Consider the following 24004-nt stretch of genomic DNA (forward strand, 5'->3'; position numbering starts at 1 on the left):
CCTCCATGCAACACGCCCAGATCGTCCAGGACCAACTCGGTGAAGCCGTCCTGCAGAAAGGCAAGCTGAGCCTTACCGGCCTCCAGGAGCGCCTTTTCTCGCGTCTCTTCCAGAACCTCGTCTATGCCCAGATCTGGGAAGACCCGGTCGCGGACATGATGGCGCTGGAGATCGGCCCGGAAGATCACGTGGTCTGTATCGCCTCGGGCGGCTGCAACGTGATGTCCTATCTCACGGCGAGCCCGGCCGCGATCACGGCAGTGGACCTTTCGCCGGCGCATGTGGCACTCCTCAAGCTCAAGCTGGCGGCGGCGAGGCACCTGCCCGATCACGCGCGCTTCTACGATCTCTTCGGCCATGCCGATCAGCCGACCAACCCCGAGCTCTACGACACCTATCTCAAGGACAAGCTCGACCCGGTCACCCGCGCCTACTGGGAAGGGCGACCCTACGGGCGGCGGCGCATCCGCATGTTCACGCAAGGGTTCTACCGCCACGGGCTGCTGGGGCGGTTCATCGGCTCGGCACATGTGGCCTCCCGGCTGGGACAGGTGAAATACGACGCGCTTCTCTCGGCGGAGACGCTCGAGGATCAGCGGCGGTTCTTCGAGGAGAACATGGAGCCGCTCTTCGACAAGCCGCTGGTGAAATTCCTCGGACGCCGTCCGGCAGCCCTCTTCGGGCTCGGCATTCCGCCCGCACAGTTCGACAAGCTCGCGGCCGATGGCTCCGGCGACGTGATCCCGGTGCTGCGCGAACGGCTGCGCAAGCTGATGTGCGACTTCCCGCTTAACGACAACTACTTCGCCTGGCAGGCCTTCAACCGCGGTTACGGCCCGGAGGGGCGCGGGGGCGTCCCGCCCTACCTGGCGGAGGAGAATTTCGCCACGCTCAAGGCCAACACCGATCGGGTCCGGGTGCTCAACCGCTCGCTGACCGACATGCTGGCCGGGGAACCCGCCGCCTCGCGGAACGCCTATGTGCTGCTCGATGCGCAGGACTGGATGAACGACGGGCAGCTCAACGATCTCTGGACCCAGATCACCCGCACCGCCGTCAAGGGCGCCCGCGTGGTGTTCCGCACCGGCGGCACGGAGGACATCCTGCCGGGCCGGGTGAAGGAGGAGATCCTGTCGCGCTGGACCTATGACGCGGAGATGTCGCGCGCCTGCTTCGAGGCGGACCGCTCGGCGATCTACGGCGGCTTCCACCTCTATCGCTTCAACGGTTGAGGGCATGACGATCTCGGAAGGAAACGAGCCCTCGCATGCTGCGCTGATGAATGAGACCTACCGCTACCAGCGGTGGATCTATGACGCCACGCGCAAGTATTTCCTCTTCGGCCGCGATCACCTGATCGCCGATCTCGCCCCGCCCCCGGGCGGCAGCGTTCTGGAGGTGGGCTGCGGCACCGGGCGCAACCTGCGTATCATCGACCACTGCTATCCCGGCTGTGCGCTGCACGGGCTCGATATCTCCTCGGAAATGCTGCGCTCGGCGCGCAAGAAGCTCGGCGACGACGCCGTGCTGGCCGAAGCGGATGCCACCGACTTCGACGCCCAGGAGGTCTTTGGCCGCGCGGGGTTCGACCGGGTGGTCCTCTCCTTCGCCCTGTCGATGATCCCGGACTGGCGCGCGGCGTTGCGGCAGGCGGCGGGCGCGGTCGCACCGGGCGGATCGCTCCACGTGGTCGATTTCGGCACGCAGGAGGGAATGCCCGGCTGGTTCCGCGGGCCGCTGAATGCCTGGCTCGCGAAGTTTCATGTCGAGCCGCGCCACGATCTCGGTGCGGCGATTGCAGACCTCGCGAAAGAGACCGGCGCGAGCGTCACCTGCGAGCAGCTGCACCGCAGCTACTCGATCTACGCGACATTGCAGCGCTGATCACGCCCATACTGTAAAATCGCCGCCACGTGAGCCTGCAACGCATTCCGTGTGCTACGAGACTACGGCACGGAACAAGCCGAAGGCGCCGTGCCTGCGACGGCCCGTTCCGGCGGGCTGGCGCATCGTCGATGCAGGGGCATACCGCCGAACTAGGCCGTGTCGTCACCATAAACTGCGTCGAACAACCGGAATTGCGCCACCCCCCGGTCCGCCGCCGGCACGGCTTCACGAGTTGCAGCGGCTCGCGCAAGATCGAAACGCCGCGCCGCTGATTCCTTTTCCCACATCGTGAAATCGCCCCCGCACGGGCTTGACGCCAATAAGATATATCCATAGTTCCCGAAATATGGATATGAACCAGGCGCTCACTGCATTCTCGGCCCTGTCGCAGGACACGCGGCTTCGTGTTTTCCGGCTTCTCGTCAGGGCGGGCCCGAAGGGCATGCCGGCCGGAGAAATCAGCGAGGCGCTCGCCGTGCGACAGAACACCCTGTCGGCCAATCTCTCGATCCTGCTCGGCGCCGGTCTCGTGCGCAACACCCGCGAGGGCCGCTCGATCCGGTATTTCGCCGATTTCGACGGGCTCACCTCCCTGCTGAGGTTCCTGATGGAGGATTGCTGCGGCGGAAGCCCCGAGTTGTGCCAGACGCTGCTGGACGAAATTGCGTGCGACCCAAACCGCGAGGACTGCACATGACCGATACCCCGATGGAACAGGGCTCCCCGATGGGCCTGTTCGAACGTTACCTGTCTCTCTGGATTCTCATGGCCATCATCGTGGGCCTCATCCTGGGCGGCCTTGCGCCGGGGGTGGCCGAGGCCATCGCCAGCGCCGAGGTCGCATCCGTGAACCTCGTCGTGGCCGTGCTGATCTGGGCCATGGTCTACCCGATGATGGTGAATGTCGATTTCGGCGCGGTGAAGGGCGTGGCGAAGCAACCCCGCGGCCTCCTGATCACGCTTCTGGTCAACTGGCTCATCAAGCCCTTCACCATGGCAGGGCTCGCCGTCCTCTTCTTCGAGTATATCTTCGCCCCGCTGATCGCACCGGAGGATGCCGCACAATATATTGCCGGCCTCATCCTTCTGGGGGCCGCGCCCTGCACTGCGATGGTCTTCGTCTGGTCGCAGCTCACCCGCGGGGATGCCACCTATACACTGGTGCAGGTCTCGGTGAACGATCTCATCATGGTCGTGGCCTTCGCGCCCATCGTGGCCCTGCTGCTCGGCGTGACCGATATCCAGGTGCCGTGGGAGACGCTGCTCCTCTCCGTTGTGCTCTACGTGGTGCTGCCGCTCTGCGCCGGGCTCTACACCCGCAGCGTGCTCGGGTCCGACGAGGCGATCCACCGCTTCACGGAAAAGGTCAAACCCTTCTCGGTGATCGGCCTGATCGTGACGGTCATGATCCTCTTCAGTCTTCAGGGGCCGGTGATCCTGCAGAACCCCCTGGTGATCCTGCTCATTGCGATCCCCATCGTGATCCAGAGCTACGGGATCTTCGTCATCGCCTATGGCGCGGCATGGGCGCTAAAGGTCCCACACAAGATCGCCGCTCCCTGCGCGATGATTGGCACCTCGAACTTCTTCGAGCTTGCCGTCGCGGTCGCCATCAGCCTCTTCGGCCTTCATTCGGGTGCTGCCCTCGCGACCGTGGTGGGCGTGCTGGTGGAAGTGCCGGTCATGCTTTCGCTCGTGGCCTTCGCGAACCGCACGCGCGCCCGTTTCCCGGCCGCCTGACGCCCCTCTGCCAAGGTATCCTGCCGTGACCGATCTCCCGAACATCGACTTTGCCCAGCTTCAGCCCATCGACCCCACGCTCTACGCGCCGGCGGGCGATCCGGGCCATCCGCCGCGCATTCTTCTGCTCTACGGCTCGCTGCGCGAGCGGTCCTTCTCCCGCTTCCTGGCCGAGGAAGCGGGGCGCCTGCTCGAGTGGTATGGCGCCGAAACCCGCTTCTTCGATCCCCGCGGGCTGCCGCTGCCGGACGCGGAGACCGCGGACCATCCGAAAGTGGCCGAACTGCGGGATCTCGCCATGTGGGCCGAAGGCATGGTCTGGGTCTCGCCCGAGCGCCACGGCGCCATGACCGGCATCCTCAAGGCCCAGATCGACTGGCTGCCGCTCTCGCTCGGCGGCGTGCGGCCCACCCAGGGCAAGACGCTGGCGCTCGCGCAAGTCTCGGGCGGCTCGCAGAGCTTCAACACGCTCAACCAGATGCGCGTGCTCGGCCGATGGATGCGGATGGTGACGATCCCGAACCAGTCCTCGGTCGCCAAGGCCTGGGACGAGTTCGACGAGACCGGCCGCATGAAGCCCTCGGCCTACTACCTGCGGCTGGTGGATGTCATGGAGGAACTGATGAAATTCACCTGGATGACCCGCGCCCGCTCCGCGCACCTCACGGACCGCTACTCGGAGCGGGTCGAAAGCGCCGCGGAGCTCTCAAAGCGCGTGAACCAGGCGCGCATCTGATCCGGCGGCTTCAGACCTCGACGAGATCGTAGTGACTGATGCTGCGGCTCGCGACGATCTCGGCCTCCGCCGGGTCGATATGCGGGCTCGTGTAGTCTTCACCCACGAAGGCCTTGAGCGCGTCGAGGTCCCGCCAGATCATGACGAAGCTGAACGCGTTGGGCGTCTCCGGTCGCGCAGCCCCCGGCAGCACCTCGACGATCCCCTCCGTTCCCTTCATGAGCGGGATCGCGGTTTCGTGGAAGAACCGGCTGAAGTCCTTCTCCTTGCCCGGATGTGTCGTGACCTGGAAAATGCGCATGATCATCTTGCCCTCCCCCACCGGTCGCGGCCGCGACCGATGTGCCAAAGGCAGAGCATAACACATTCCCGCCCTCAGTAGCGGCGGCGCAGCCCGAGAACGATGGCGTTGGAACTCCCCGGCTGCTCGAACGTGTCAAACCCGTTCGAACGGTGGTGGAGCCGAAGGAACGGGTTGAAGCGCTGACGCGCATAGCCGAACTCCGCCTCCATGTACCAGTAGAACAGCACCCGCTGCGAGGCACCGCCCTTGTCGACCTCGATATCGGGCACGTCCGTCGTCAGCGATGGCCCGAGACCATAGGCGAAACTGCGCACCGGCAGCGACCATTTCGGCTCGTAGCGCAGCACGAAGGGCAGGTTGAACTCTCCATAGGTCTGGCCACCGAAATGCAGATTAGCCTGCGCCTCGACACCGCCGTAGATCCCGAAGCGCCCGAAGGGCCTGAACTGGGCGTAGGAAATCCCGATCAGCCCGTCGTCGTAGAATTCCTCGCTGTCAGGATGGCTCACCACATCCTGCCAGACCTGGCTCGACTGGATGCCGCCATAAAGCGCGGCTTCCCCCCGCCTTTCGGCACCGAATGCCTCGGCGCGAACCGCCATCAGGCATGACAAAAACAGACAAAGACAAATGAAAAACCGCACCAAACCGATCACCCATATCGCGGGAACACCCACAAGACCGGATCAGAGGGCGTTGTGCCCGCGTTGAAGCCCCCTCAACGCCCCCGTGCGGAAGCGCGGGGTCTCCGATCGCGCGCGCCGGATCTGCTCCGAACCGGTTCCCACGTTCGCGCGGCACGCGCCCTCAAGCTATAGCCTGCGATCGCGCACAAAAAAACCGGCAGAGCCGTGGCCCTGCCGGTTTTCTCGGTCACCGAGGTTGTCAGTGCTTGCCCTTGTGCGGCGCCCAGAGCTTCTTGTTGGTGAAGTAGAGCAGCACGGTGAGAACGACGAGGAAAAGCACGCCCGTCATGCCGGCACTCTTGCGCGCCATCATCTTCGGCTCCGCGGTCCACATCAGGAAGGCCGCGACATCCATCGCTTCCTGTTCCATCGTGGCCGGGGTGCCGTCCTCGTAGGTGACGTCATCGCCGTAGAGAACCGGGTTCATGGCCATGTAGCCGCCATAGGCCTCGTTCTCGTAAAGGATCGTGCCCGCCATTTCCTCTTCCTCGCCGGTGAACCCGACGAGCATGCTGGCGATGTATTCCGGGCCACCCATGCCGTTGACGAACTGGCTGATCCCGGTGCCGAGCGGCCCGTGGAAGCCCGCACGCGCCTTGGCCATCAGGCTCAGGTCCGGCGCGTTCGAGATCGAGGACTCGGGGAAGTGATCGGGCGGCGTGGCCGTGCGGAAATCGTCCAGTTCCGGGTCGAAGACCTCGTACTGGGCGGCATAGGCCCGCATCTGGTCTTCGGGCAGCGCCGGACCGCCCGGGTCCGACAGCGTGCGGAAGGCCACGTATTTCAGGCCGTGGCACGCCGCGCAGACCTCGGTGTAGACCTGAAGGCCGCGCTGGAGCTGGGCCTGGTCGTAGCTGCCGAAGGGCCCCTCGAACGAGAAGCTGTAGTCGTGGACATGGCCTTCCCCGCCGGCCGCGAGACCGGGCGCGGCACTGGCCGCGACGATCCCGAGAGCGGCAAGCCCGGAGAGAAGCGTTTTCTTCAACATCAGATCAATCCTCTCTCAAGCTTACTCGGCCGGGGTCTCTTCACCGGGCAACTTCATCGGGTAGTGCGCCTTGAAGTCCTGCTCGATCGTCTCGGGCTGCGGCAGGGGTTTCTCGATGAGCCCCAGGAGCGGCAGGATGACGAGGAAGTAGGCGAACCAGTAGAGCGTGCCGAGCTGGCTGATGATCACGAAGGGCTGTTCGGCGGGCATCGCACCGCACCACATCAGCAGGAAGAAGTCGAAGACCAGGATCCAGAACCAGATCTTGAACTGCGGCCGGAAGCGACCCGAACGCACCCGGCTGGTGTCGAGCCAGGGGGCCAGAGCCATGATGGCGATCGAGCCGAACATGGCGATGACGCCGCCGAGCTTCGAGTTGATGAACAGGATGTCGAAGGTGATCGCACGGAGCATCGCGTAGAACGGCAGGAAATACCATTCGGGCACGATATGCGCCGGTGTCACCAGCGGATCGGCTTCGATGTAGTTGTCCGGGTGGCCGAGATAGTTCGGCATGAAGCCCACGATCGCGGCAAAGACGGCCAGGATCAGGGCGAGTGCGAACAGGTCCTTGATGACGAAATAGGGCCAGAAGGGGAGCGTGTCGGCCTGGGCTTCCGCCTTCGACGTGCGCCGCACCTCGACACCGGTGGGGTTGTTGTTCCCGGTGGTGTGGAACGCCCAGATGTGGACGGCGACGAGGGCCGCGATCACGAAGGGCAGCAGGTAGTGCAGCGAGAAGAAGTGGGTCAGCGTGGCATTGTCCACCGCCGGTCCGCCGAGCAGCCAGGTCTGGATGTCGTCGCCGATGACCGGGATCGCGCCGAAGAGGCCGGTGATCACGGTGGCGCCCCAGAAGGACATCTGGCCCCAGGGAAGCACGTAGCCCATGAAGGCGGTGCCCATCATCAGCAGGAAGATCAGCATCCCGATGATCCATGTGATCTCGCGCGGCGTCTTGTAGGAGCCGTAGTAGAGACCGCGGAAGATGTGGGCATAGACCGCGATGAAGAAGAGCGACGCCCCGTTCATGTGGGCATAGCGCAGCGCCCAGCCGCCGTTCACGTCACGCATGATGTGCTCGACGGAGGCGAAGGCGAGGCTGGTGTCGGGGGTGTAGTGCATCACGAGGGTGATGCCGGTGATGATCTGCAACGCGAGGCAGAAGGTCAGCACGATGCCCCAGATCCACATCCAGTTGAGGTTCTTGGGGGTTGGGATGGTCAGGGTCGCGTGCAGCAGGCCGAGGATCGGCAGGCGGCTCTCGACCCATTTCTCCGCGCCGGTCTTCGGCTCGTAATGATCGTGTGGAATGCCACTCATGGACGGTTTCCTCCTGCTAGTTCAACCCAGTTCCACGACGGTTTCCGACACGAACTGCGCGACGGGAATCGGAAGGTTCTCCGGCGCCGGTCCTTTGCGGATCCGGCCCGACGTGTCGTAGTGCGATCCGTGGCACGGGCAGAACCAGCCACCGAAATCACCCGCTTCGCCGAGCGGAATGCAGCCCAGGTGGGTGCAGACGCCCGTCATGAGGAGCCACTCGCCGGCTTCGTCCATGGTGCGGTTCTCGTCGAGCGCCGGATCTTCGGCAGCGTGGTTCGCGTTCCGCGCGAGCGGGTCCTTGAGCTCGGACACCGGCGTCTCGCGGGCGGCTTCGATCTCTTCGGGCGTTCTGCGACGGATGAAGACCGGCTTGCCGAGGAACTTGACGGTGATCTGGCTGCCCACCTCGACACCTGCGATATCGACCTGGATCGAGGAAAGTGCCTGAACGTCCGCTGCCGGGTTCATCTGATTGACGAGGGGCCAGATTGCGGCACCGGCGGTAACTGCACCCGCGGCCCCTGTCGCTACGTAGAGGAAATCCCTCCGGGTTCCACCTTGGTCTTCAACGTGGGCCACGTTGCATACTCCTTGCCTAAGCTCCCATCCGGGGCGCGGGTGGTCGTACGAACCAGACCGTTTTCTGCAATGCAAGAAAGGGTCGGATTCCGGTGTGGTTTAATTAGTTTGTTACCCGCGGTCCAGTCAGTTCAGCACCACACTAGACCAAAAGGAGTTCAGGTGAAAACTCCGCAATGCATGGTTCTTGCACATAATCATTGGTTGCGGCCCGGAACTTTTTCCGACCGATTTTCTCTGATTAGCGCCCTCACCTTTGCCTTTCCGGGCGGGCGGGAGGGATTCGCGCAACCAGTGTTTCAGAGTATGAAATCCGCGACGGAGTAATCCGCGGCCTGCACATCGCCATCGACGATACTGATGCGGAAATCCGCGCCGTCCTTGCCGTCGACATTTCCCTGCACCAGCGTGTTGCCGCCCTTGTCGCGCAGCCAGATCGTGCCCTTTTCCTTCGTGTCGGAGAGGGTGAAGGCCTGGTTGCCGCTCCGCGACGTGTTCGCGTCGATCCGGCTCAGGTCGATCAGGTCGCCCTTGCCCGCGCCGGGCTTCTGGAAGGCCTCGGCATTTCCCCCCGCCACGATCCTGTCCGGCGCGCCCGTCGTGCTGTCGCTCGTCGACTTGAAGCGGAAGATGTCGCCGCCGCGCCCGCCGATCAGCTCGTCCCGGTCCTTGCCCCCCATCAGCGTGTCCGCGCCCTTGCCGCCCTTCAGCGTGTCCTTGCCTTCCCCGCCCATGAACTTGTTGCCGGTGTCGTTGCCCGTCAGGAGATCGTCGCCGCTGCCGCCCCTGGCGTTCTCGATGAGCGAACGCTTGTCGCCCTCGAAAAGCAGCGCGTTGAAGATGTTGCCCCGCGCGAAGCCATCGTTCGGCCCGCCGCCGAGATCCGCAAGCTGGGCCGCGTCGAAGGTGGAATACCCGCCGGCCCGCAGGCTGATGTCGAGATCCGTGTCGTAATCGGAGAGGTCATAGGTGTCGGTGCCGCCGCCATCCCAGATCGTCGCGAAGATCCGGTTGGCGCCGGGCTCGATCACCCGCACGCCGTCGACACGGGTCACGCCGCTGCCCTCCTTCCAGGAATAGGTCGTATCGCCCGAGTTCACCGCGTAGTTCGCGCCATACATGTATTGCAGCGCGGCGATATCGAGCATCATGAAGCTCTGCGCATAGCCCCATTTCTCCCCCCCGAAGGGCGCGTAGATGCCGCCCCCCTCGTAGGGCCGATAGGTCATGACGGTGAATTCCGGGCTGTCGTGTTCCTCCGGCAGGGCCTCGAAGGACAGTTCCGCCTCATGGGCGTGCTTCAGGCCCAGCGCGTGGCCCAGTTCGTGGAGCATCGCGAAATGGTCGTAGTTGCCCGCGATGGGCTTCGCACCCGCGCCACCGAACCAGGCATCACCGCCGGTCTCCACCCGGTTGGGGTAGTAGGCATAGGCGGTCGCGGCATCCCCGGAATTGGCGACCCGGATCTCTGCCTCGCCGCTGCCGTAGCCCGCATAGGTCAGTTCGAGACCCGTGAAGCCCTCGACCGAGAAGCCTGCACCCGCCGTGACCGCCCCGCCCTTCTCCGAATCGAGATAGGCGCGCAGAACCGCGATCTGCCGGTTCGAGAGGGGCGAGAAACCGTCATCCTCCGCCGAGAGGCCATCGCCGTCATCGTCGGAGAAATCGAAGATGTTGTAGTCGAAGGGGCTGTCCGGGGCGCCGAAGAAGATCTCGTCCTCGGACCAGCGCACGCCGATCAGAAGCCCGTCGATCCGGTCGTCGCCGCTCGCCGAGACACGGCTTGATCCTGAATGGCTGAAGGACATGGCGGCGGCCTCCCGGGGAGATGAGGATGATCACCCCGGAGAGCCGGCCACCGGGGATCAGGGAAAGGGTTCTCCCTGACTAGCCCCGTGAGGATAACGGAAAGTTTAGCCTGCGGCGGGCGCGCCGCCACCAGTCAGTCGTGTTTCAGGTGTTCACCGAGGGAACCAGCCCGCGCTCGATGGCCAGTTCGCGCATCTTCTTCTGCAGCTTCTCGAAGGCGCGAACCTCGATCTGGCGAATGCGCTCGCGGCTGACGTCATAGACCTGGCTGAGGTCTTCGAGCGTCACCGGCTCGTCCTTCAGGCGCCGCTCGGTGAGGATGTGACGCTCGCGCTCGTTGAGCGCCTGCATCGCCTCGATCAGCAGCTCCTGCCGGCTCTTGTATTCATCCTGCTCGGCATAGGCGGCCGCCTGGTCGGCATCCTCGTCCTCGAGCCAGTCCTGCCACTCGGCCGCGCCCTCGCCATCGTTCTTGATCTGCGAGTTGAGGCTGGCATCCCCGCCGGACATGCGGCGGTTCATCGAGATGACCTCGTCTTCGGTGACGTTAAGATCCTTCGCGATCCGCTCGACGTTCTCGGGGCGAAGCTCGCCATCCTCGAGCGCGCCGATGCGGTTCTTCGCCTTGCGCAGGTTGAAGAAGAGCTTCTTCTGCGCCGCGGTGGTACCGAGCTTCACGAGGCTCCAGGACCGCAGGATGTATTCCTGGATGCTCGCGCGGATCCACCACATGGCATAGGTCGCAAGCCGGAAGCCCTTTTCCGGGTCGAAACGCTTGACCGCCTGCATCAGGCCGACATTGGCCTCGGACACGACCTCCGAAGTCGGCAGGCCGTAGCCGCGATAGCCCATGGCGATCTTGGCCGCGAGCCGCAGGTGGCTGGTAACGAGCTGATGTGCGGCATCCTTGTCGCCGTGATCGACCCACGCCTTGGCCAGCATGTATTCCTGTTCCGGTTCCAGCATCGGGAACTTGCGGATTTCCTGCATGTAGCGCGACAGCCCCTGTTCCGGGGACGGTGCGGGAAGATTAGCGTAACTCAATCGAACCTCCTTCAGGATCGCTTTTCCATCGGCATCTGGAACAGAAGCCCAAACGAAACCGATCCGTTTGGTTTCAGATTATCGATATAGTGACGAATTCACAAACTCTAACCCCTTTCGGGGCTATTTGCGTCGCAGAGATGTGATGAGATCGGCCATATCGGGGGGTATGGGGGCATCGAACTGTAACATTTCGCGACTGACCGGATGCACGAATCCCAGTCGCGCGGCATGAAGTGCCTGGCGCGGAAAGGTCGCGAGCGGCGCGAAACCGCCCTTCCGGCCATAGACCTGATCGCCCGCGAGCGCATGGCCCGCGAAGGTGAGATGCACCCGGATCTGGTGGGTGCGGCCGGTTTCCAGCCGGCATTCGACCAGCGCTCCCACGGGCTTTTCCCCGGCCTCGAACCGCTCGACGACGCGCGCACGCGTCACGGCGCGCTTGCCCCCCCGGTTCAGCACCGCCATGCGCTTCCGGTCGCCCGGATGACGGCCGATGTTGCCCTCGATCCGAAGCGTGCCGCCCCCCTCCCAGCTGATTCCCGCCAGCCCCGAGAGCCGCGGGTCCGACCGCTCCGGCACGCCATGGGTGATGGCCAGATAGCGTCGGTCGATGCTGTGATCCGCGAATTGCTCCGCAAGCCCGTGGTGGGCGCGGTCGCTCTTGGCCACCACGAGCAGCCCGGAGGTGTCTTTGTCGATCCGGTGGACGATGCCCGGCCGGATCGTGCCACCGATCCCCGACAGGCTCCCGCCGCAATGATGCAGGAGCGCATTGACCAGCGTGCCGCGCGGCGCGCCGGCCGCCGGGTGCACCACCAGCCCCGCCGGCTTGTCGATCACGATGAGATCCTCATCCTCGTGCACGATGACAAGCGGAATGTCCTCGGGCTCGGCCCGGTCCGGCGTTGCGGGGGGCGGCGTGATGACGATCTCGGTGCCGGGCGCCAGCGCGATGCGGGGGTCGATCAGCACGGCGCCATCGGCCTGCGTCACCGCACCCTCCGCGATCAGCGCCTGAAGCCGCGAGCGGCTCAGCCCCGCTTCCTCTGGCACCGCGGCGGCAAGCGCCTTATCAAGGCGCTGCGCGGGCCCCGGCCCGAGCGTGACCCGGATCGTCTCGACGGATGTGGACATGGCAGGCAAGATACTCCCGGATGGGCAGGAAGACGGCGCAGAGCCTCCAAAAATTCGGCAACTGCGCCTGCTCGTCAATGGGCTCATGCTCACGCTGACCGTGGGTTTCATCATTATCGTCGTGGCGATGCTCACCCGGCTCAACCAGGTGCCCGCCCCGGTGGCGCTGCCCGAGAGCGTCGAGCTTCCCACGGGCGAGAGCGCACGGGCCGTGACGATGGGCTCCGACTGGGTGGCGCTGGTGACCGCGGATGCCGATGGTCAGGAGCGCATCCGGGTCTATGACCGCATGAGCGGCGCACCACGGGGCGAGATCGCGATCGAGGGCGGGAACTAGGGGCCGCAGCAGAGCTGCCATTTGTGCTAGACGATAATAGCACGGAACAAGCCGAAGGCGCCGTGCTTGCGGCGGCCCGTCCCCCGGGCTGGCGCATCGTCAATGCGGGGACAACGAGACGATCTAGGCAATGTCGTCACTGTAAACCGCGTCAAACAAGCGGAGTTGCGCCAACCCCCGGCCCGCCGCGGGCACGGCTTCCTCTAAAGCCCACACCGTGGGTAGTCAAAGCACGCCAACGTCAACATCATCTCTCGGTCGCCGCGAAATGCGGCAATACCCGGGGTTGCCGCTGAATTTCACCCTATTTCGAAATATGCTTGGGGAATTATTTCACGCGCGCATCTACGCCAAACCAGACCTGCGGTATGCCCCTGCATCGACGATGCGCCAGCCCGTCGTGCCGGAGGCACGCCGCCTTAATCTGTCTCGCCTCGGGCGCGGCGGACGGGCCGTCGCAGGCACGGCGCTTTCGGCTTGTTCCGTGCCAATGGCTCCTGGCACAAGCGCGCCAAACCAAACGGGCGGCTTTCCCTTTGTGCATTCCCCCAAGCATGGGCACCGCTCGGCACGTGCCCGATCATCACGGCCATTAATCCCTCGCCCCAAACCGTAATTCGTATGCATGGAATATGCATGAAATATGCATGCAATGCACACGACCCAAGCGACTGTTAACGCGAGCCAATTCCGCCCCGAAGCCACTCCGGCCGTTCAAGCATGTGAAATGTGCGGCTTGGAGCGGCTGAAGGGAATCGAACCCTCGTATTCTGGATGGGAACCAGACGCTCTACCATTGAGCTACAGCCGCGTGAGGCGGTGAGATACCACCACCGCCCGCACCCCATCAAGCGGATTTTGCGCAGCCCCTATTCCGCAGGGGCCGCACCGTCATCCGACTGCCCCTCCAGGAACCGCCGGTCGATCTCCGGCAGTTCCTCGCCACTGAGCGCCGCCTCGAAGGACCGCAGACGCTTGTAGATCGAAAGCAGCTCAACCACCGTCGTCCAGGAGTTCACCAGATACTGGAACGAGGTCCGTACCTGGTTGAAAGCATTGAGAATCTGGTTCATCAGACCGAGCGTGATCGTGCCCGCCACGATGGCTGGCGCCAGCACGATGAAGCCGAAGACGTTGTCCGCCTGAAGGTAGAAGATCCGGGCGATGTTGAAATACATGTAGTGGAAGTAGAGCCGGAAATAGTTCCGCCGCACGTTGCGAAACAGCTCCTGCGTGGTCGGCGGCTGGGCGCGATCGGGGTCGTCCTCGCCATAGACCAGCTCCTTGCGATAGGCCGCCTCGACCCGCTGGTTACGGAACTCCAGCCCCGGCAGCTTGATGCCCACGAGCGCGAGGAACCCGGTGCCGAACACCGACCAGACGATGGCCGCCACCACCAGCGGATAAGGCACCGTGCCCAGAATCGGCACCTCGGTGATCTCGGCCGAAAGCCGCACGAGCACCGGAAGGAAGGCGATGAGCGTCATGACCGCATCGACAAGACTGACCCCGAGCCCTTCCATCGTGGCGGAGAACCGCATCGTGTCTTCCTGCACGCGCTGCGCCGCGCCTTCGATATGGCGCAGCCGGCCCCAGTTCTCCATGTAGTAGTCGTTCATCGCCGTGCGCCAGCGGAAGATCCAGTGGCTCACGAAGAACCGCGTCAGCACGCCGACGACCACCGCCACCAGCGCGATGCCGAGGAACTGCCCGATTCCACGGTAGAAATCCCCGAGCGTCACATCCTGGGTCTGGGCAAGCGCGGCCTGCACGAGGTCGTAGAACGGCCCGTACCAGTCGTTGATCGCGACGCTCACCTGCACCTGGAAATAGGTGGTGAAAAGGATCAGCGCCGAGCCGAGAATCGACCATTTCTCCCAAGGATGCGGCGAATAGAAATGCCAAAACAGCGCGAAGACACCGACGGAGAGCGCGTAGTAGATGTAGAACCAGACGAACTGTGCCGACCAGAAACGCTCGACGCCCAGCGCGCGTTCCGCCCCTTCCTCCCCCACGAGGCCCAGGGCCGCGCCGAGTTCCGACCCGCCCGCATACCAGCTCAGCATGCACAGGATCGTCCAGAGGATCGCGGACCAGATGAAAAGCTTCGGGCTTGGAAAGAAGGATACAAACACGTCGGATACGGCCCATCGATGGTTGAACGAAGTCTGCCAAGCACATCTGCCGCCTCGCGGCAACACAAGACGCCAAAACGTCTTCGTGTGCAAATTGCTTCCGGCCGATGCGACTGCGACACCATATCCCGCACAGTCCCGGCGTCCCGCCTAGGCAACCTCCGGCAACCTCCCTATATCGGAACGCAAACCGATGGAGGGTGCATGAGCGAGAACAAATTTCCCGGCTGGCATGGAACGACGATCGTCGCGGTGCGCAAGGGCGGTCGTGTCGTGGTCGCGGGCGATGGCCAAGTGAGCCTCGGCAACACCGTGATCAAGGGCTCGGCCCGCAAGGTGCGACGGATCTCACCGGGCGGCCGCCCGGTCGTCTGCGGTTTTGCCGGCTCGACGGCAGATGCGTTTACCCTGCTCGAACGACTGGAAAAGAAGCTCGAGGCGGCACCCGGCCAGCTTCAGCGCGCAGCCGTGGAACTCGCCAAGGACTGGCGCACGGACAAATACCTGCGCAACCTCGAAGCCATGCTGATCGTGACCGACGGCGCGGACCTCTTCGTGATCACCGGCGCAGGGGACGTGCTGGAACCGGAGCATGATGTCACCGCGATCGGCTCCGGCGGAAACTATGCCCTCGCTGCTGCACGTGCGCTCTACGACACCGATGCGGATGCCGAGACCATCGCACGCAAGGCGCTGACGATCGCCGCCGAGATCTGCGTCTTCACCAATGGCAACATGATCGTGGAGGAGTTGAGCGCCTGAGCGCCCGGCCCCACCTGTCTAGCCGATGGACGCGACCCCGAGCGGCACGTCGAACCGCTCGCACCAGACCCAGATCTCGTTGTAGTCGGCGGGGTTGAACCCCTCTGGCAGGGCATAGGTCTGCGCGCCTGCGTTGCTTTGGAGCGGCCCGAGGATCGTGTCGCCGTCATAGCCGTCGCGACCCAGCGCGACCTTCGGGTCCGGCGCCCCGTCGAAGCTGAAATCGTGCCCCAGGCTCACGAAATGCCGGCCATCCTGCTCGGTAATGGCGGCGGAACCGGTGGTGACATGGGCACTGCGGCCCGAAAAGCTGCCCTGCTTGAGCACGCGGAGCTCCTCGGCGCGCAGGGCGGCAGGAAGCGGCGCGAGCGAAACGGCCAGCCCGGCCAGTGTGGTGCGCAGGAAATCACGGCGAAGGGTCATGGAATGGATCCTCGATCGAATTGCGTTGGTGATCCATTCGCCTGCCTGACCCAACCCTTACCGGATCACGGAAAGTTTGGCGCGGAACTGGACCGTTCTGGCCTGCGATGAGCCAATTCACCCCGCCCTTGCGCTCCTGCGCTGCCAATGAGATAGCCATGCCGGTCTTGTTCCACAGGATTGCGTGCATATCTCGGCAGGATCGCAGGAAGCGCCCGCACAGGGTTTCAACAGGAAAGGCATGAGCCAGGTGACCGAACTCACTCCCCGCGAGATCGTTTCCGAACTTGACCGTTTCATCATCGGACAGAAGGACGCGAAGCGTGCGGTTGCCGTGGCGCTTCGGAACCGCTGGCGGCGCAAGCAGCTGCCCGATGACATCCGCGACGAGGTCTATCCGAAGAACATCCTGATGATCGGTCCGACCGGCGTCGGCAAGACCGAGATCTCGCGCCGCCTCGCCAAGCTCGCCAGAGCGCCCTTCGTCAAGGTCGAGGCGACGAAATTCACCGAAGTCGGTTATGTGGGCCGCGACGTGGAGCAGATCGTGCGCGACCTGGTGGATGCGGCCATCGTCATGGTCCGTGCGGAGATGCGCGAGAGCGTGAAGGCCGCCGCCCACGAAGCCGCCGAGAATCGCGTGATCGAGGCGCTGGCCGGCCAGGGCGCACGCGATCAGACCCGCGAGATGTTCCGCAAGAAGCTGCGCGACGGCGTGCTCGACGACAAGGAAATTGAACTGGACGTGGCGGACACCTCCAACCCGTTCTCCACCATGGAAATCCCCGGCCAGCCGGGCATGAACATGGGCGCGATCAATCTTGGCGACATGTTCGGCAAGGCCTTCGGCGGGCGCACCACCCGGCGGCGTCTGAGCGTCGCGGCCTCCTACGAACTCCTGATCGCCGAGGAAGCCGACAAGCTGATCGACGCCGAGGCCGTGAACCGCAACGCCATCGAGGCGGTGGAGCAGAACGGCATCGTGTTCCTCGACGAGATCGACAAGGTCTGCGCACGGGCCGAGGCGCGCGGCGGCGACGTGAGCCGCGAGGGCGTTCAGCGCGACCTCCTGCCGCTGATCGAGGGCACGACCGTCTCGACGAAGCATGGCCCGGTGAAGACAGACCACATCCTCTTCATCGCATCGGGCGCCTTCCACATCGCGAAACCCTCCGATCTCCTGCCCGAACTTCAGGGCCGTCTGCCGATTCGCGTCGAACTGCGGGCACTCACGGAAGAGGATTTCGTCCGCATCCTGACCGAGACGGACAACGCGCTGACAAGGCAGTATACCGCGCTGATGGCGACCGAGAACGTCACCGCAACCTTCTCGCAGGACGGGATCGAGGCGCTGGCGCAGATCGCGGCGGAAGTGAACCGCACGGTCGAGAACATCGGCGCGCGCCGACTTTACACGGTGATGGAGCGGGTGTTCGAGGAATTGAGCTTCACCGCCCCGGACAAGTCTGGCGAGGCGGTCGAAGTGGACCGGGCCTTCGTGGAGGCCCATCTCGGGGAGCTCATGGCATCGAGCGACCTGAGCCGCTACGTGCTCTGAGGATCAGGTGCTCTGCACGCGGGGGATGGCGGCGTCCGCAGTCTTGCCGGACGTCTTCCCCCGCTCTTCCGCTTCCTGGGCGCGGGAGTAGCTCCAGAGCGCCAGAAGCACGAGCACGGTCGAAGCCGTGAAGGAGTAGACGATCAGGGACACGAGGATCCCGTTTCCGAAGACCAGCGCTGCACCTCCCGCGACCGCGCCGATGATCATTGATATGGACATTAGGCCGACAAGCATTTTTACGCTTTTCCTTTTCAGCTCGCACGCCGATTGATTTTAGACCAACACATACCACTTAGACGGTAGCCTGACCACGGGGTTACGGCAACTGATTATTGCGCAAAACCCTAACCAAACGATAACATTCGAACTCGGCACTCGGCGGAGGGCGGCTTTTGGCGCGGCTGGATCGGTGAGTCAAGACACTTCAGACGATTCGTATCAGCCGTCGCATCGCATCTATTCCATATATGGGCCCGAAAACCATGATTGCCAGAGCCGCCTGCCAGCCGAAGGCCTGCGCGAAGAAGGGCATGGCCTGCACCGTGAAGAACGTCATCGTGAAACCGATAGCCGTCTGGAAGGTCATCAGGCTGCCCGCGCGGTCGGGCGGAGCCGAATCGGCGACAAGTGCCGAAAATTGCGCGGAATCCGGGATCACCGAGGCGCCCCACAGAATCGCCAGCGCCGCGACGAGCCAGACGGGCCCGCCGAAGGCCGCCGCCGTGGCGAGCCCCGAGACGCCGCTCACGATCAGTGAAATCTTCGCGACCTGTGCCTTGCCGATCCGATCCGCGAACCAGCCAGCCGGCACGCACATGACCCCGCCCAGCGCGATCGCGACGAAAGTGACGAGCTTGGCGGCGGACTGGGCGTCCTCCAGGGCGAGTTGCGCGGAAAAGGAAACCGCAAGCGCCGCCCCGATCCAGGCCCAGTAGGTATAGAGCTCCCACATGTGCCCGAGATACCCCGCATAGGCGAGCCGTATGCGCCGGTCCGTCCAGGCCATGCGAATCGCGCCCGGATCGAAGGCCCGCGCCTGGGCATGGGCCGGACCAAGCGAAGTCATGAGCGCGAGCCCGGCGGAAACGAGCGCAAGCGCGGAGGACCCCGCCACGGTCACGCGCCAGTTCGTGCCGCCCAGAAAGGCAAAGAGGTGCGGCAGCGCCGAGCCAAGCGTGAGCGCGCCCACGAGCAGCCCGACGAGCAGCCCGCGATCCTTCGTGCCCCAGCCGACGATGATCTTCATCCCCACCGGATAGACGCCTGCGAGGCAGATCCCGGTGATGCCGCGCAGGAGCACCTGCACCACGCCGCCAATGGGCGTGACGAGCAGCGCAAGATTGGCCACGCTGCCGATGACCGCACAGACCGCGATCACTCGCCTCGGGTCGATCCGATCCGGCGTGCCATGCACTGCCATGCCCAGCGCCCCGAGCACGAAGCCGATCTGCACCGCACTCGTCAGCAATGCGGCGCGGAAATGGCCGATGTCGCCTTCCGCGATCAGTTCCGGCAGGATCGCGGCCGAAACGAACCAGAGGCTCATCGTCATCACCTCGACAACCGCGAGGATGCCGACACTTCTCGCTTTTCCGGGCATCATGATCTGGATGTCACCTCGGGCGCGGCCATGCGCGGCAGGATGTATTCGAGCAGCGTCGCGATCTTCTCGCCAGCGATGGCGGCGTTGGCGAGTACCTCCTCGATGGTGTCCGGCTGCTGGTCCACCCCACCGGTCGCGGAATTTGTCACCGCCGAAAGTCCCAGAACCCTGAGGCCGGCATGGACAGCCGCGATCACCTCGACAACCGTGGACATGCCCACCGCATCGCCGCCCGAATTGCGCAGAAAGCGCCGCTCGGCGGACGTCTCGAGCGATGGACCCGTGATGCCGGCATAGATCCCCCGTCGCAGATCCGGCCCGCCAGCAGAGATCGCGAGTTCCCGCCATTCGGGATCATAGGCGCGCGACATGTCGGGAAACCGCAAGCCGACACTTTCATCGTTGTCACCGATGAGCGGGTTGGCCCCCGTCAGGTTGAGATGGTCCTCGATCAGCATCACGTCCCCCGGTGCAAAATCGGGGTTCAGTGCGCCGGCCGCATTGGTCACGACGAGCGATTTGGCCCCCATGGCGCGGAGGAGGTATATGGGGAAGGCGACCTCTTGCGCAGACCGACCTTCGTAGAGATGGATCCGCCCCTGCATCAGCGCGCAGCGAACGCCGGAAAGCTCCCCGATGACGAACTGCCCCACGTGTCCCGGCGCCGTCGAAGAGGCCATGCCGGGAACCGAGAGATAGGAGATGCGCACCGCGCCCTGAACCTTGTCCGCCAGCCCGCCAAGGCCCGAGCCCAACACGATCCCAAGCTCGACGGGCGCGCCGGACAGTTCTCCCATCGAGGTGATTGCGCCGTCGATCTTCGTCTTGAGAAACCCGTTCATGCGATGCTGGCCGCGATGGCGGGCTCCAGCGTGCGCACCGCCGCCAGCGTTTCGGCCAGGTCCGATTTCACCAGCGCCCCGTCGCGCACCACCTGCTCGCCCGCAACGAACACATGCCGCACATCGGATTTCGCCGCCGAGTAGACGATATGGGTCATTGGGTCGAACATCGGCACCGCATGGGCCCGGTCGGTCGCGAGCAGGATCATGTCGGCCTCCTTGCCCACTTCCAGCGAGCCGATCCGCTCGCCCGCGCCCAGCGCCTCGGCACCGTTCTGCGTGACCATCCGGAGCGCCTGCGCCGTGGTGACGGCATCCGCCCGGAGCGTCGTCGCCTTGGGCATCGTCGCCGCCATGCGAAGCGCCATCCACATGTCGAGATCGTTGCCCGAGATCGCACCATCCGTGCCGACCGTCACCCGCACGCCCGCCGCGAGCATGTCGGCGATCCGAGCGAAACCGCTGGCGAGTTTCAGGTTCGACATCGGGTTATGCGCCACAGTCACCTTGCGCCGCGCAAGAATGTCGATCTCCTCGTCGTCGAGCCAGACGCAATGGGCCAGAACCGCGCGCTCATCCAACAGGCCGAGGTGTTCCAGATGCCGGATCACCGTGCGCCCGTAGCGGCTCTCGATATCGGCAAGCTCCGCTTTCGTTTCGGCGGCATGGGTGCAGAAGAGCCCGCCATGGCGGTCGGTCGCGTCGCGCGCGGCCCGCAGGTTCTCGGGATTGACCGTGTAGGCTCCGTGCGGAAATGTGCCGGGCAGCACCATCGGGTCCGCGCCGAACTCCTCGAAGAAGGCCTCCGCATCCCTGACCCGGCGCTCGGGCCCGTGCTTGTCCATGCCGGGAAAGTCGAAGAATATGCCGCCAGTGGAGACCCGCAGTCCCACGTCCCGCGCCGCTCCAACCGTTTCGGTGGGATGCCAGAACATGTCCATGACGGTGGTGACACCGCCGAGCAGCAGTTCCGAGAACCCGAGCCGCGCCCCGAGCCGCACCGTTTCGCGGTTGAGAATGGCGCCTTCCGCCTTCCAGACTGTCTGGAGCCAGGGTTCGAGCGGCAGATCCTCGATCAGACCCCGAAAGAGACTGTCCGCCGCATGGCAATGGGTGTTGATCAGCCCGGGCATCAGGATCATGCCGGCCGCGTCGATGACCTTTCCCGCGTTGCCGGAGAGATCCGCCGCAGGCCCGATCGCCGCGATCCTGCCACCGGAGACGGCAAGCGCGCCATCCCGAACCACGGTATCGCTCTCATCGGCCGTGACGATGATGGCATTGGTAATAACGAAATCGAATGACATGAGCCCCGCCGCGCAAGTTCCCGTTTGGCTTGCACACGCTTGGCCGGGCTGTCAACCAGAGCGGTATGTCACGTCTCGCGGAGGAGAATCGCCATGCCCCCCGACTGGCTCCTGCCCGGCCCGGTCCCGCCCGAATTCGCCACCGACGAACTCTGCCATATCACCGAACTCCTCAACGATCCCGCCTGCCCTGAGGTTTCCCTGGCACGCGCTAGGGTTGAGCCTGGCGTGACGACCCGCCTGCACCGGGTCATGGCGACGGCGGAGCGCTACGTGATCACGCAAGGCACGGGCCTGGTCGAGATCGATGGCGAAAGCCGGGAAGTGAGGGCCGGCGACCGCGTGCTGATTCCTCCCGGCGCGGCGCAGAGGATCACCAATACCGGCGCGCAGGACCTGATTTTCGACTGCATCTGCACGCCTCGCTTCGATCCCGCTGCCTATATCGACATCGACCGGGCGAAATAGCACTACCCCTGATGCCGGATCGGGCAAAACCTGTAGTCAGAATGTATAATTGATCGACATGTTGCGGAATCACTATAGTAGGTTCCAAGATGTTGATTCACACGATGGGCAAGACAATGCTCTTTTTGCCGGCGTCGGCCTCATAATATTTTACAACCACCTATTTCGCTTTTATAAAAATGCGCAACGGGTGTCGGGTGGGCGCTTCTGGGGAGAAACGCGCCGACAACCTGTGTAAGTTGTCCGCGCTGGGGAGTGCGGCTGCAGTACCCAAGAAACATAGTGAAGTGGAAACGCCAATGACCGACCAGATGCATAAGCCCTCGGCCGAGATCGTCGCGAATGCTCATGCAGATGCCGCGAGGTACGAAGAGCTCTACAAGGCTTCGGTTACGGATCCCGACGCGTTCTGGGGAGAACACGGCAAGCGGCTTGACTGGATCAAGCCCTACACCAAGGTCAAGAACACGTCCTACGACTACCACAACGTGTCGATCAAATGGTTCGAGGATGGCGAGCTGAACGTCTCCGCGAACTGCATCGACCGTCACCTCGAAACCCGCGGCGACCAGACGGCAATCATCTGGGAAAGCGATGACCCGAACGTCAGCGAGAACATTACCTACCGGCAGCTCCACGAGAAGGTCTGCAAGTTCTCCAACGTTCTCAAGAATCTGGGCGTCTCGCGCGGCGATCGCGTCGTTCTCTACCTCCCGATGATCCCCGAAGCGGCCTACGCCATGCTGGCCTGCACCCGCATCGGCGCGGTGCACTCCATCGTGTTCGCCGGTTTCTCGCCGGACGCGCTGAAGGCCCGTGTCGAGGGTTCCGGCGCCAAGCTCGTCGTCACCGCCGACCAGGCCCCCCGCGGCGGCCGCATGACCCCGCTCAAGACCAATGCCGACAAGGCGCTCGAAGGCCTCTCGGGCGTGAAGCAGCTCGTGGTCAAGCGCTCCGGCGCGGACATTCCCTGGGAATCGGGCCGTGATTTCTGGGTGCATGAGGAGATGGAGAAGGCCTCCGCCGAATGCGCGCCCGAGGCGATGAACGCGGAAGACCCGCTCTTCATCCTCTACACCTCCGGCTCCACCGGCGCACCGAAGGGCGTGGTCCACACCACCGGCGGCTACCTCGTCTACGCCTCCATGACCCACGAATACATCTTCGACTACCACGAGGGCGACATCTACTGGTGCACGGCGGACGTGGGCTGGGTCACGGGCCACAGCTACATCGTCTACGGGCCGCTCGCCAACGGCGCGACGACCCTGATGTTCGAGGGCGTGCCGACCTACCCGGATGCCGGCCGGTTCTGGGACGTCTGCCAGAAGCACAAGGTCAACATCTTCTACACCGCGCCCACCGCGATCCGCGCGCTGATGGGCAAGGGCCGCGAGTTCGTCGACAAATACGACCTCTCCGACCTGCGCATCCTCGGCTCCGTGGGCGAGCCGATCAATCCCGAAGCCTGGAACTGGTATAACGATGTCGTCGGCAAGGGGAACTGCCCGATCGTCGACACCTGGTGGCAGACCGAAACCGGCGGCATCCTGATCTCGCCGCTTCCGGGCGCCACGCCCACCAAGCCCGGCTCGGCCACCAAGCCGTTCTTCGGCGTGCAGCCTGTGGTCCTCGAACCCACCTCGGGCCAGGAGATCGAGGAGACCCAATGCGAAGGCGTGCTGGCCATCAAGGACAGCTGGCCGGGCCAGATGCGCACGGTCTACGGCGATCACGACCGCTTCGTGCAGACCTATTTCAGCCAGTACAAGGGCTACTACTTCTCCGGTGACGGCTGCCGCCGCGACTCGGACGGCTACTACTGGATCACCGGCCGCGTCGATGACGTGATCAACGTCTCCGGCCACCGCATGGGCACGGCGGAAGTGGAAAGCGCCCTGGTCGCGCACGCCAAGGTCGCCGAAGCCGCCGTGGTGGGCTACCCCCACGAGGTCAAGGGCCAGGGCATCTACGCCTATGTGACGCTCAACGCCGGCGAGGAATACACCGAGGAACTGCGGAAGGAACTGCGCAACTGGGTCCGCAAGGAAATCGGCCCGATCGCCAGCCCCGACCTGATCCAGTGGGCACCCGGCCTGCCGAAGACCCGTTCGGGCAAGATCATGCGCCGCATCCTGCGCAAGATTGCCGAGAACGACTACGGCGCATTGGGCGATACTTCCACGCTGGCCGATCCGAGCGTGGTGGACGAGCTGATCGACAACCGGATGAACGACGGCTGAACCCGTTAACCATTCCGGAACGTGATGGGCGGGGCTTCGGCTCCGCCTTTTGCTTATGTTGCAGCGCAGCAACGCTCAGGATCGTAG

The 24004-nt window shown here is 64.2% G+C and carries 24 protein-coding genes and 1 tRNA gene; 10 read left to right on the forward strand and 15 right to left on the reverse strand.

What is annotated here, in order from left to right:
- Positions 1–5: 5 nt before the first annotated feature.
- From ACP15W_RS15375 to arsH, 5 genes are all read left to right on the forward strand, one after another.
- Positions 6–1232 carry a DUF3419 family protein gene (locus tag ACP15W_RS15375; protein WP_424933803.1) on the forward strand — a complete coding sequence of 409 codons (1227 nt, stop codon included), beginning with the start codon at positions 6–8 and terminating at the stop codon, positions 1230–1232.
- Positions 1233–1236: 4 nt separating this feature from the next.
- Positions 1237–1884 carry a class I SAM-dependent methyltransferase gene (locus tag ACP15W_RS15380; RefSeq protein WP_424933804.1) on the forward strand — a complete coding sequence of 216 codons (648 nt, stop codon included), beginning with the start codon at positions 1237–1239 and terminating at the stop codon, positions 1882–1884.
- A gap of 349 nt (positions 1885–2233) precedes the next feature.
- Positions 2234–2584 (forward strand): ArsR/SmtB family transcription factor, encoded by a 351-nt coding sequence (locus ACP15W_RS15385; RefSeq protein WP_424933805.1) that lies wholly within the window; start codon positions 2234–2236, stop codon positions 2582–2584.
- A complete protein-coding gene (arsB, locus tag ACP15W_RS15390) occupies positions 2581–3627 on the forward strand; it encodes an ACR3 family arsenite efflux transporter (RefSeq protein ID WP_424933806.1) in 1047 nt (348 codons plus the stop codon). Before ACP15W_RS15385 ends, arsB begins: the two co-directional genes overlap by 4 nt.
- 25 nt (positions 3628–3652) lie before the next feature.
- A complete protein-coding gene (gene arsH / locus ACP15W_RS15395; protein ID WP_424933807.1) occupies positions 3653–4363 on the forward strand; it encodes an arsenical resistance protein ArsH in 711 nt (236 codons plus the stop codon).
- A gap of 10 nt (positions 4364–4373) precedes the next feature.
- Here the strand turns inward: arsH and ACP15W_RS15400 are convergent, their stop codons facing one another.
- From ACP15W_RS15400 to ACP15W_RS15435, 8 genes are all read right to left on the reverse strand, one after another.
- Entirely contained in the window at positions 4374–4670 is a 297-nt protein-coding gene (locus ACP15W_RS15400) for an antibiotic biosynthesis monooxygenase family protein (RefSeq protein ID WP_424933808.1), read from the reverse strand.
- Between the two features lie 68 nt (positions 4671–4738).
- Positions 4739–5269 carry a hypothetical protein gene (locus ACP15W_RS15405; protein ID WP_424933809.1) on the reverse strand — a complete coding sequence of 177 codons (531 nt, stop codon included), beginning with the start codon at positions 5267–5269 and terminating at the stop codon, positions 4739–4741.
- A gap of 283 nt (positions 5270–5552) precedes the next feature.
- Positions 5553–6341: a cytochrome c1 gene (locus ACP15W_RS15410; protein WP_424933810.1), complete on the reverse strand. Its 789-nt coding sequence runs from the start codon at positions 6339–6341 to the stop codon at positions 5553–5555.
- 21 nt (positions 6342–6362) lie between these two features.
- Positions 6363–7664, reverse strand: a complete 1302-nt coding sequence (locus ACP15W_RS15415; RefSeq protein ID WP_424933811.1) for a cytochrome b — start codon at positions 7662–7664, stop codon at positions 6363–6365.
- Positions 7665–7685: 21 nt separating this feature from the next.
- Positions 7686–8246 (reverse strand): ubiquinol-cytochrome c reductase iron-sulfur subunit, encoded by a 561-nt coding sequence (petA, locus tag ACP15W_RS15420; protein WP_424933812.1) that lies wholly within the window; start codon positions 8244–8246, stop codon positions 7686–7688.
- A gap of 299 nt (positions 8247–8545) precedes the next feature.
- Positions 8546–10054, reverse strand: coding sequence for a M10 family metallopeptidase (locus tag ACP15W_RS15425; protein WP_424933813.1), 1509 nt, complete (start codon positions 10052–10054; stop codon positions 8546–8548).
- 145 nt (positions 10055–10199) lie between these two features.
- Positions 10200–11099 carry an RNA polymerase sigma factor RpoH gene (gene rpoH, locus ACP15W_RS15430; protein WP_424933814.1) on the reverse strand — a complete coding sequence of 300 codons (900 nt, stop codon included), beginning with the start codon at positions 11097–11099 and terminating at the stop codon, positions 10200–10202.
- Positions 11100–11222: 123 nt separating this feature from the next.
- Positions 11223–12236 carry an RluA family pseudouridine synthase gene (locus tag ACP15W_RS15435; RefSeq protein WP_424933815.1) on the reverse strand — a complete coding sequence of 338 codons (1014 nt, stop codon included), beginning with the start codon at positions 12234–12236 and terminating at the stop codon, positions 11223–11225.
- On the opposite strand from ACP15W_RS15435, the gene ACP15W_RS15440 reads away from it, so the two are divergent.
- A complete protein-coding gene (locus ACP15W_RS15440) occupies positions 12235–12573 on the forward strand; it encodes a DUF6476 family protein (RefSeq protein ID WP_424933816.1) in 339 nt (112 codons plus the stop codon). The two genes, ACP15W_RS15435 and ACP15W_RS15440, sit on opposite strands and share 2 nt — an antisense overlap.
- 737 nt (positions 12574–13310) lie before the next feature.
- On the opposite strand, the gene ACP15W_RS15445 is transcribed toward ACP15W_RS15440, so the two are convergent.
- Positions 13311–13384 (reverse strand) — tRNA-Gly (locus ACP15W_RS15445).
- Positions 13385–13442: 58 nt separating this feature from the next.
- Positions 13443–14708, reverse strand: coding sequence for a peptide antibiotic transporter SbmA (gene sbmA / locus ACP15W_RS15450; protein ID WP_424933817.1), 1266 nt, complete (start codon positions 14706–14708; stop codon positions 13443–13445).
- Between the two features lie 204 nt (positions 14709–14912).
- On the opposite strand from sbmA, the gene hslV reads away from it, so the two are divergent.
- Entirely contained in the window at positions 14913–15470 is a 558-nt protein-coding gene (gene hslV, locus ACP15W_RS15455; RefSeq protein WP_424933818.1) for an ATP-dependent protease subunit HslV, read from the forward strand.
- A gap of 18 nt (positions 15471–15488) precedes the next feature.
- Here hslV and ACP15W_RS15460 read toward each other — a convergent pair whose 3' ends face one another.
- A complete protein-coding gene (locus tag ACP15W_RS15460; protein WP_424933819.1) occupies positions 15489–15893 on the reverse strand; it encodes a DM13 domain-containing protein in 405 nt (134 codons plus the stop codon).
- A 250-nt stretch (positions 15894–16143) separates the two neighbouring features.
- On the opposite strand from ACP15W_RS15460, the gene hslU reads away from it, so the two are divergent.
- Positions 16144–17451, forward strand: a complete 1308-nt coding sequence (gene hslU, locus ACP15W_RS15465) for an ATP-dependent protease ATPase subunit HslU (protein WP_424934050.1) — start codon at positions 16144–16146, stop codon at positions 17449–17451.
- A 3-nt stretch (positions 17452–17454) separates the two neighbouring features.
- Here hslU and ACP15W_RS15470 read toward each other — a convergent pair whose 3' ends face one another.
- The 4 genes from ACP15W_RS15470 to ACP15W_RS15485 form a co-directional block, all read right to left on the reverse strand.
- Positions 17455–17688, reverse strand: a complete 234-nt coding sequence (locus tag ACP15W_RS15470; RefSeq protein ID WP_424933820.1) for a hypothetical protein — start codon at positions 17686–17688, stop codon at positions 17455–17457.
- A 190-nt stretch (positions 17689–17878) separates the two neighbouring features.
- Entirely contained in the window at positions 17879–19057 is a 1179-nt protein-coding gene (locus ACP15W_RS15475; RefSeq protein ID WP_424933821.1) for an MFS transporter, read from the reverse strand.
- Positions 19054–19899, reverse strand: a complete 846-nt coding sequence (locus tag ACP15W_RS15480; protein WP_424933822.1) for a purine-nucleoside phosphorylase — start codon at positions 19897–19899, stop codon at positions 19054–19056. Before ACP15W_RS15480 ends, ACP15W_RS15475 begins: the two co-directional genes overlap by 4 nt.
- Positions 19896–21206 carry an amidohydrolase family protein gene (locus tag ACP15W_RS15485; RefSeq protein WP_424933823.1) on the reverse strand — a complete coding sequence of 437 codons (1311 nt, stop codon included), beginning with the start codon at positions 21204–21206 and terminating at the stop codon, positions 19896–19898. The genes ACP15W_RS15480 and ACP15W_RS15485 overlap by 4 nt, the downstream gene beginning before the upstream one ends.
- A gap of 93 nt (positions 21207–21299) precedes the next feature.
- Here ACP15W_RS15485 and ACP15W_RS15490 point away from each other — a divergent pair, with 93 nt between their 5' ends.
- Positions 21300–21674, forward strand: a complete 375-nt coding sequence (locus ACP15W_RS15490) for a cupin domain-containing protein (protein WP_424933824.1) — start codon at positions 21300–21302, stop codon at positions 21672–21674.
- A 299-nt stretch (positions 21675–21973) separates the two neighbouring features.
- A complete protein-coding gene (gene acs / locus ACP15W_RS15495) occupies positions 21974–23917 on the forward strand; it encodes an acetate--CoA ligase (protein WP_424933825.1) in 1944 nt (647 codons plus the stop codon).
- The last annotated feature ends 87 nt before the right edge of the window (positions 23918–24004 follow it).

The organism is Amaricoccus macauensis, assembly GCF_049800915.1.
Classification (GTDB): domain Bacteria; phylum Pseudomonadota; class Alphaproteobacteria; order Rhodobacterales; family Rhodobacteraceae; genus Amaricoccus; species Amaricoccus macauensis_A.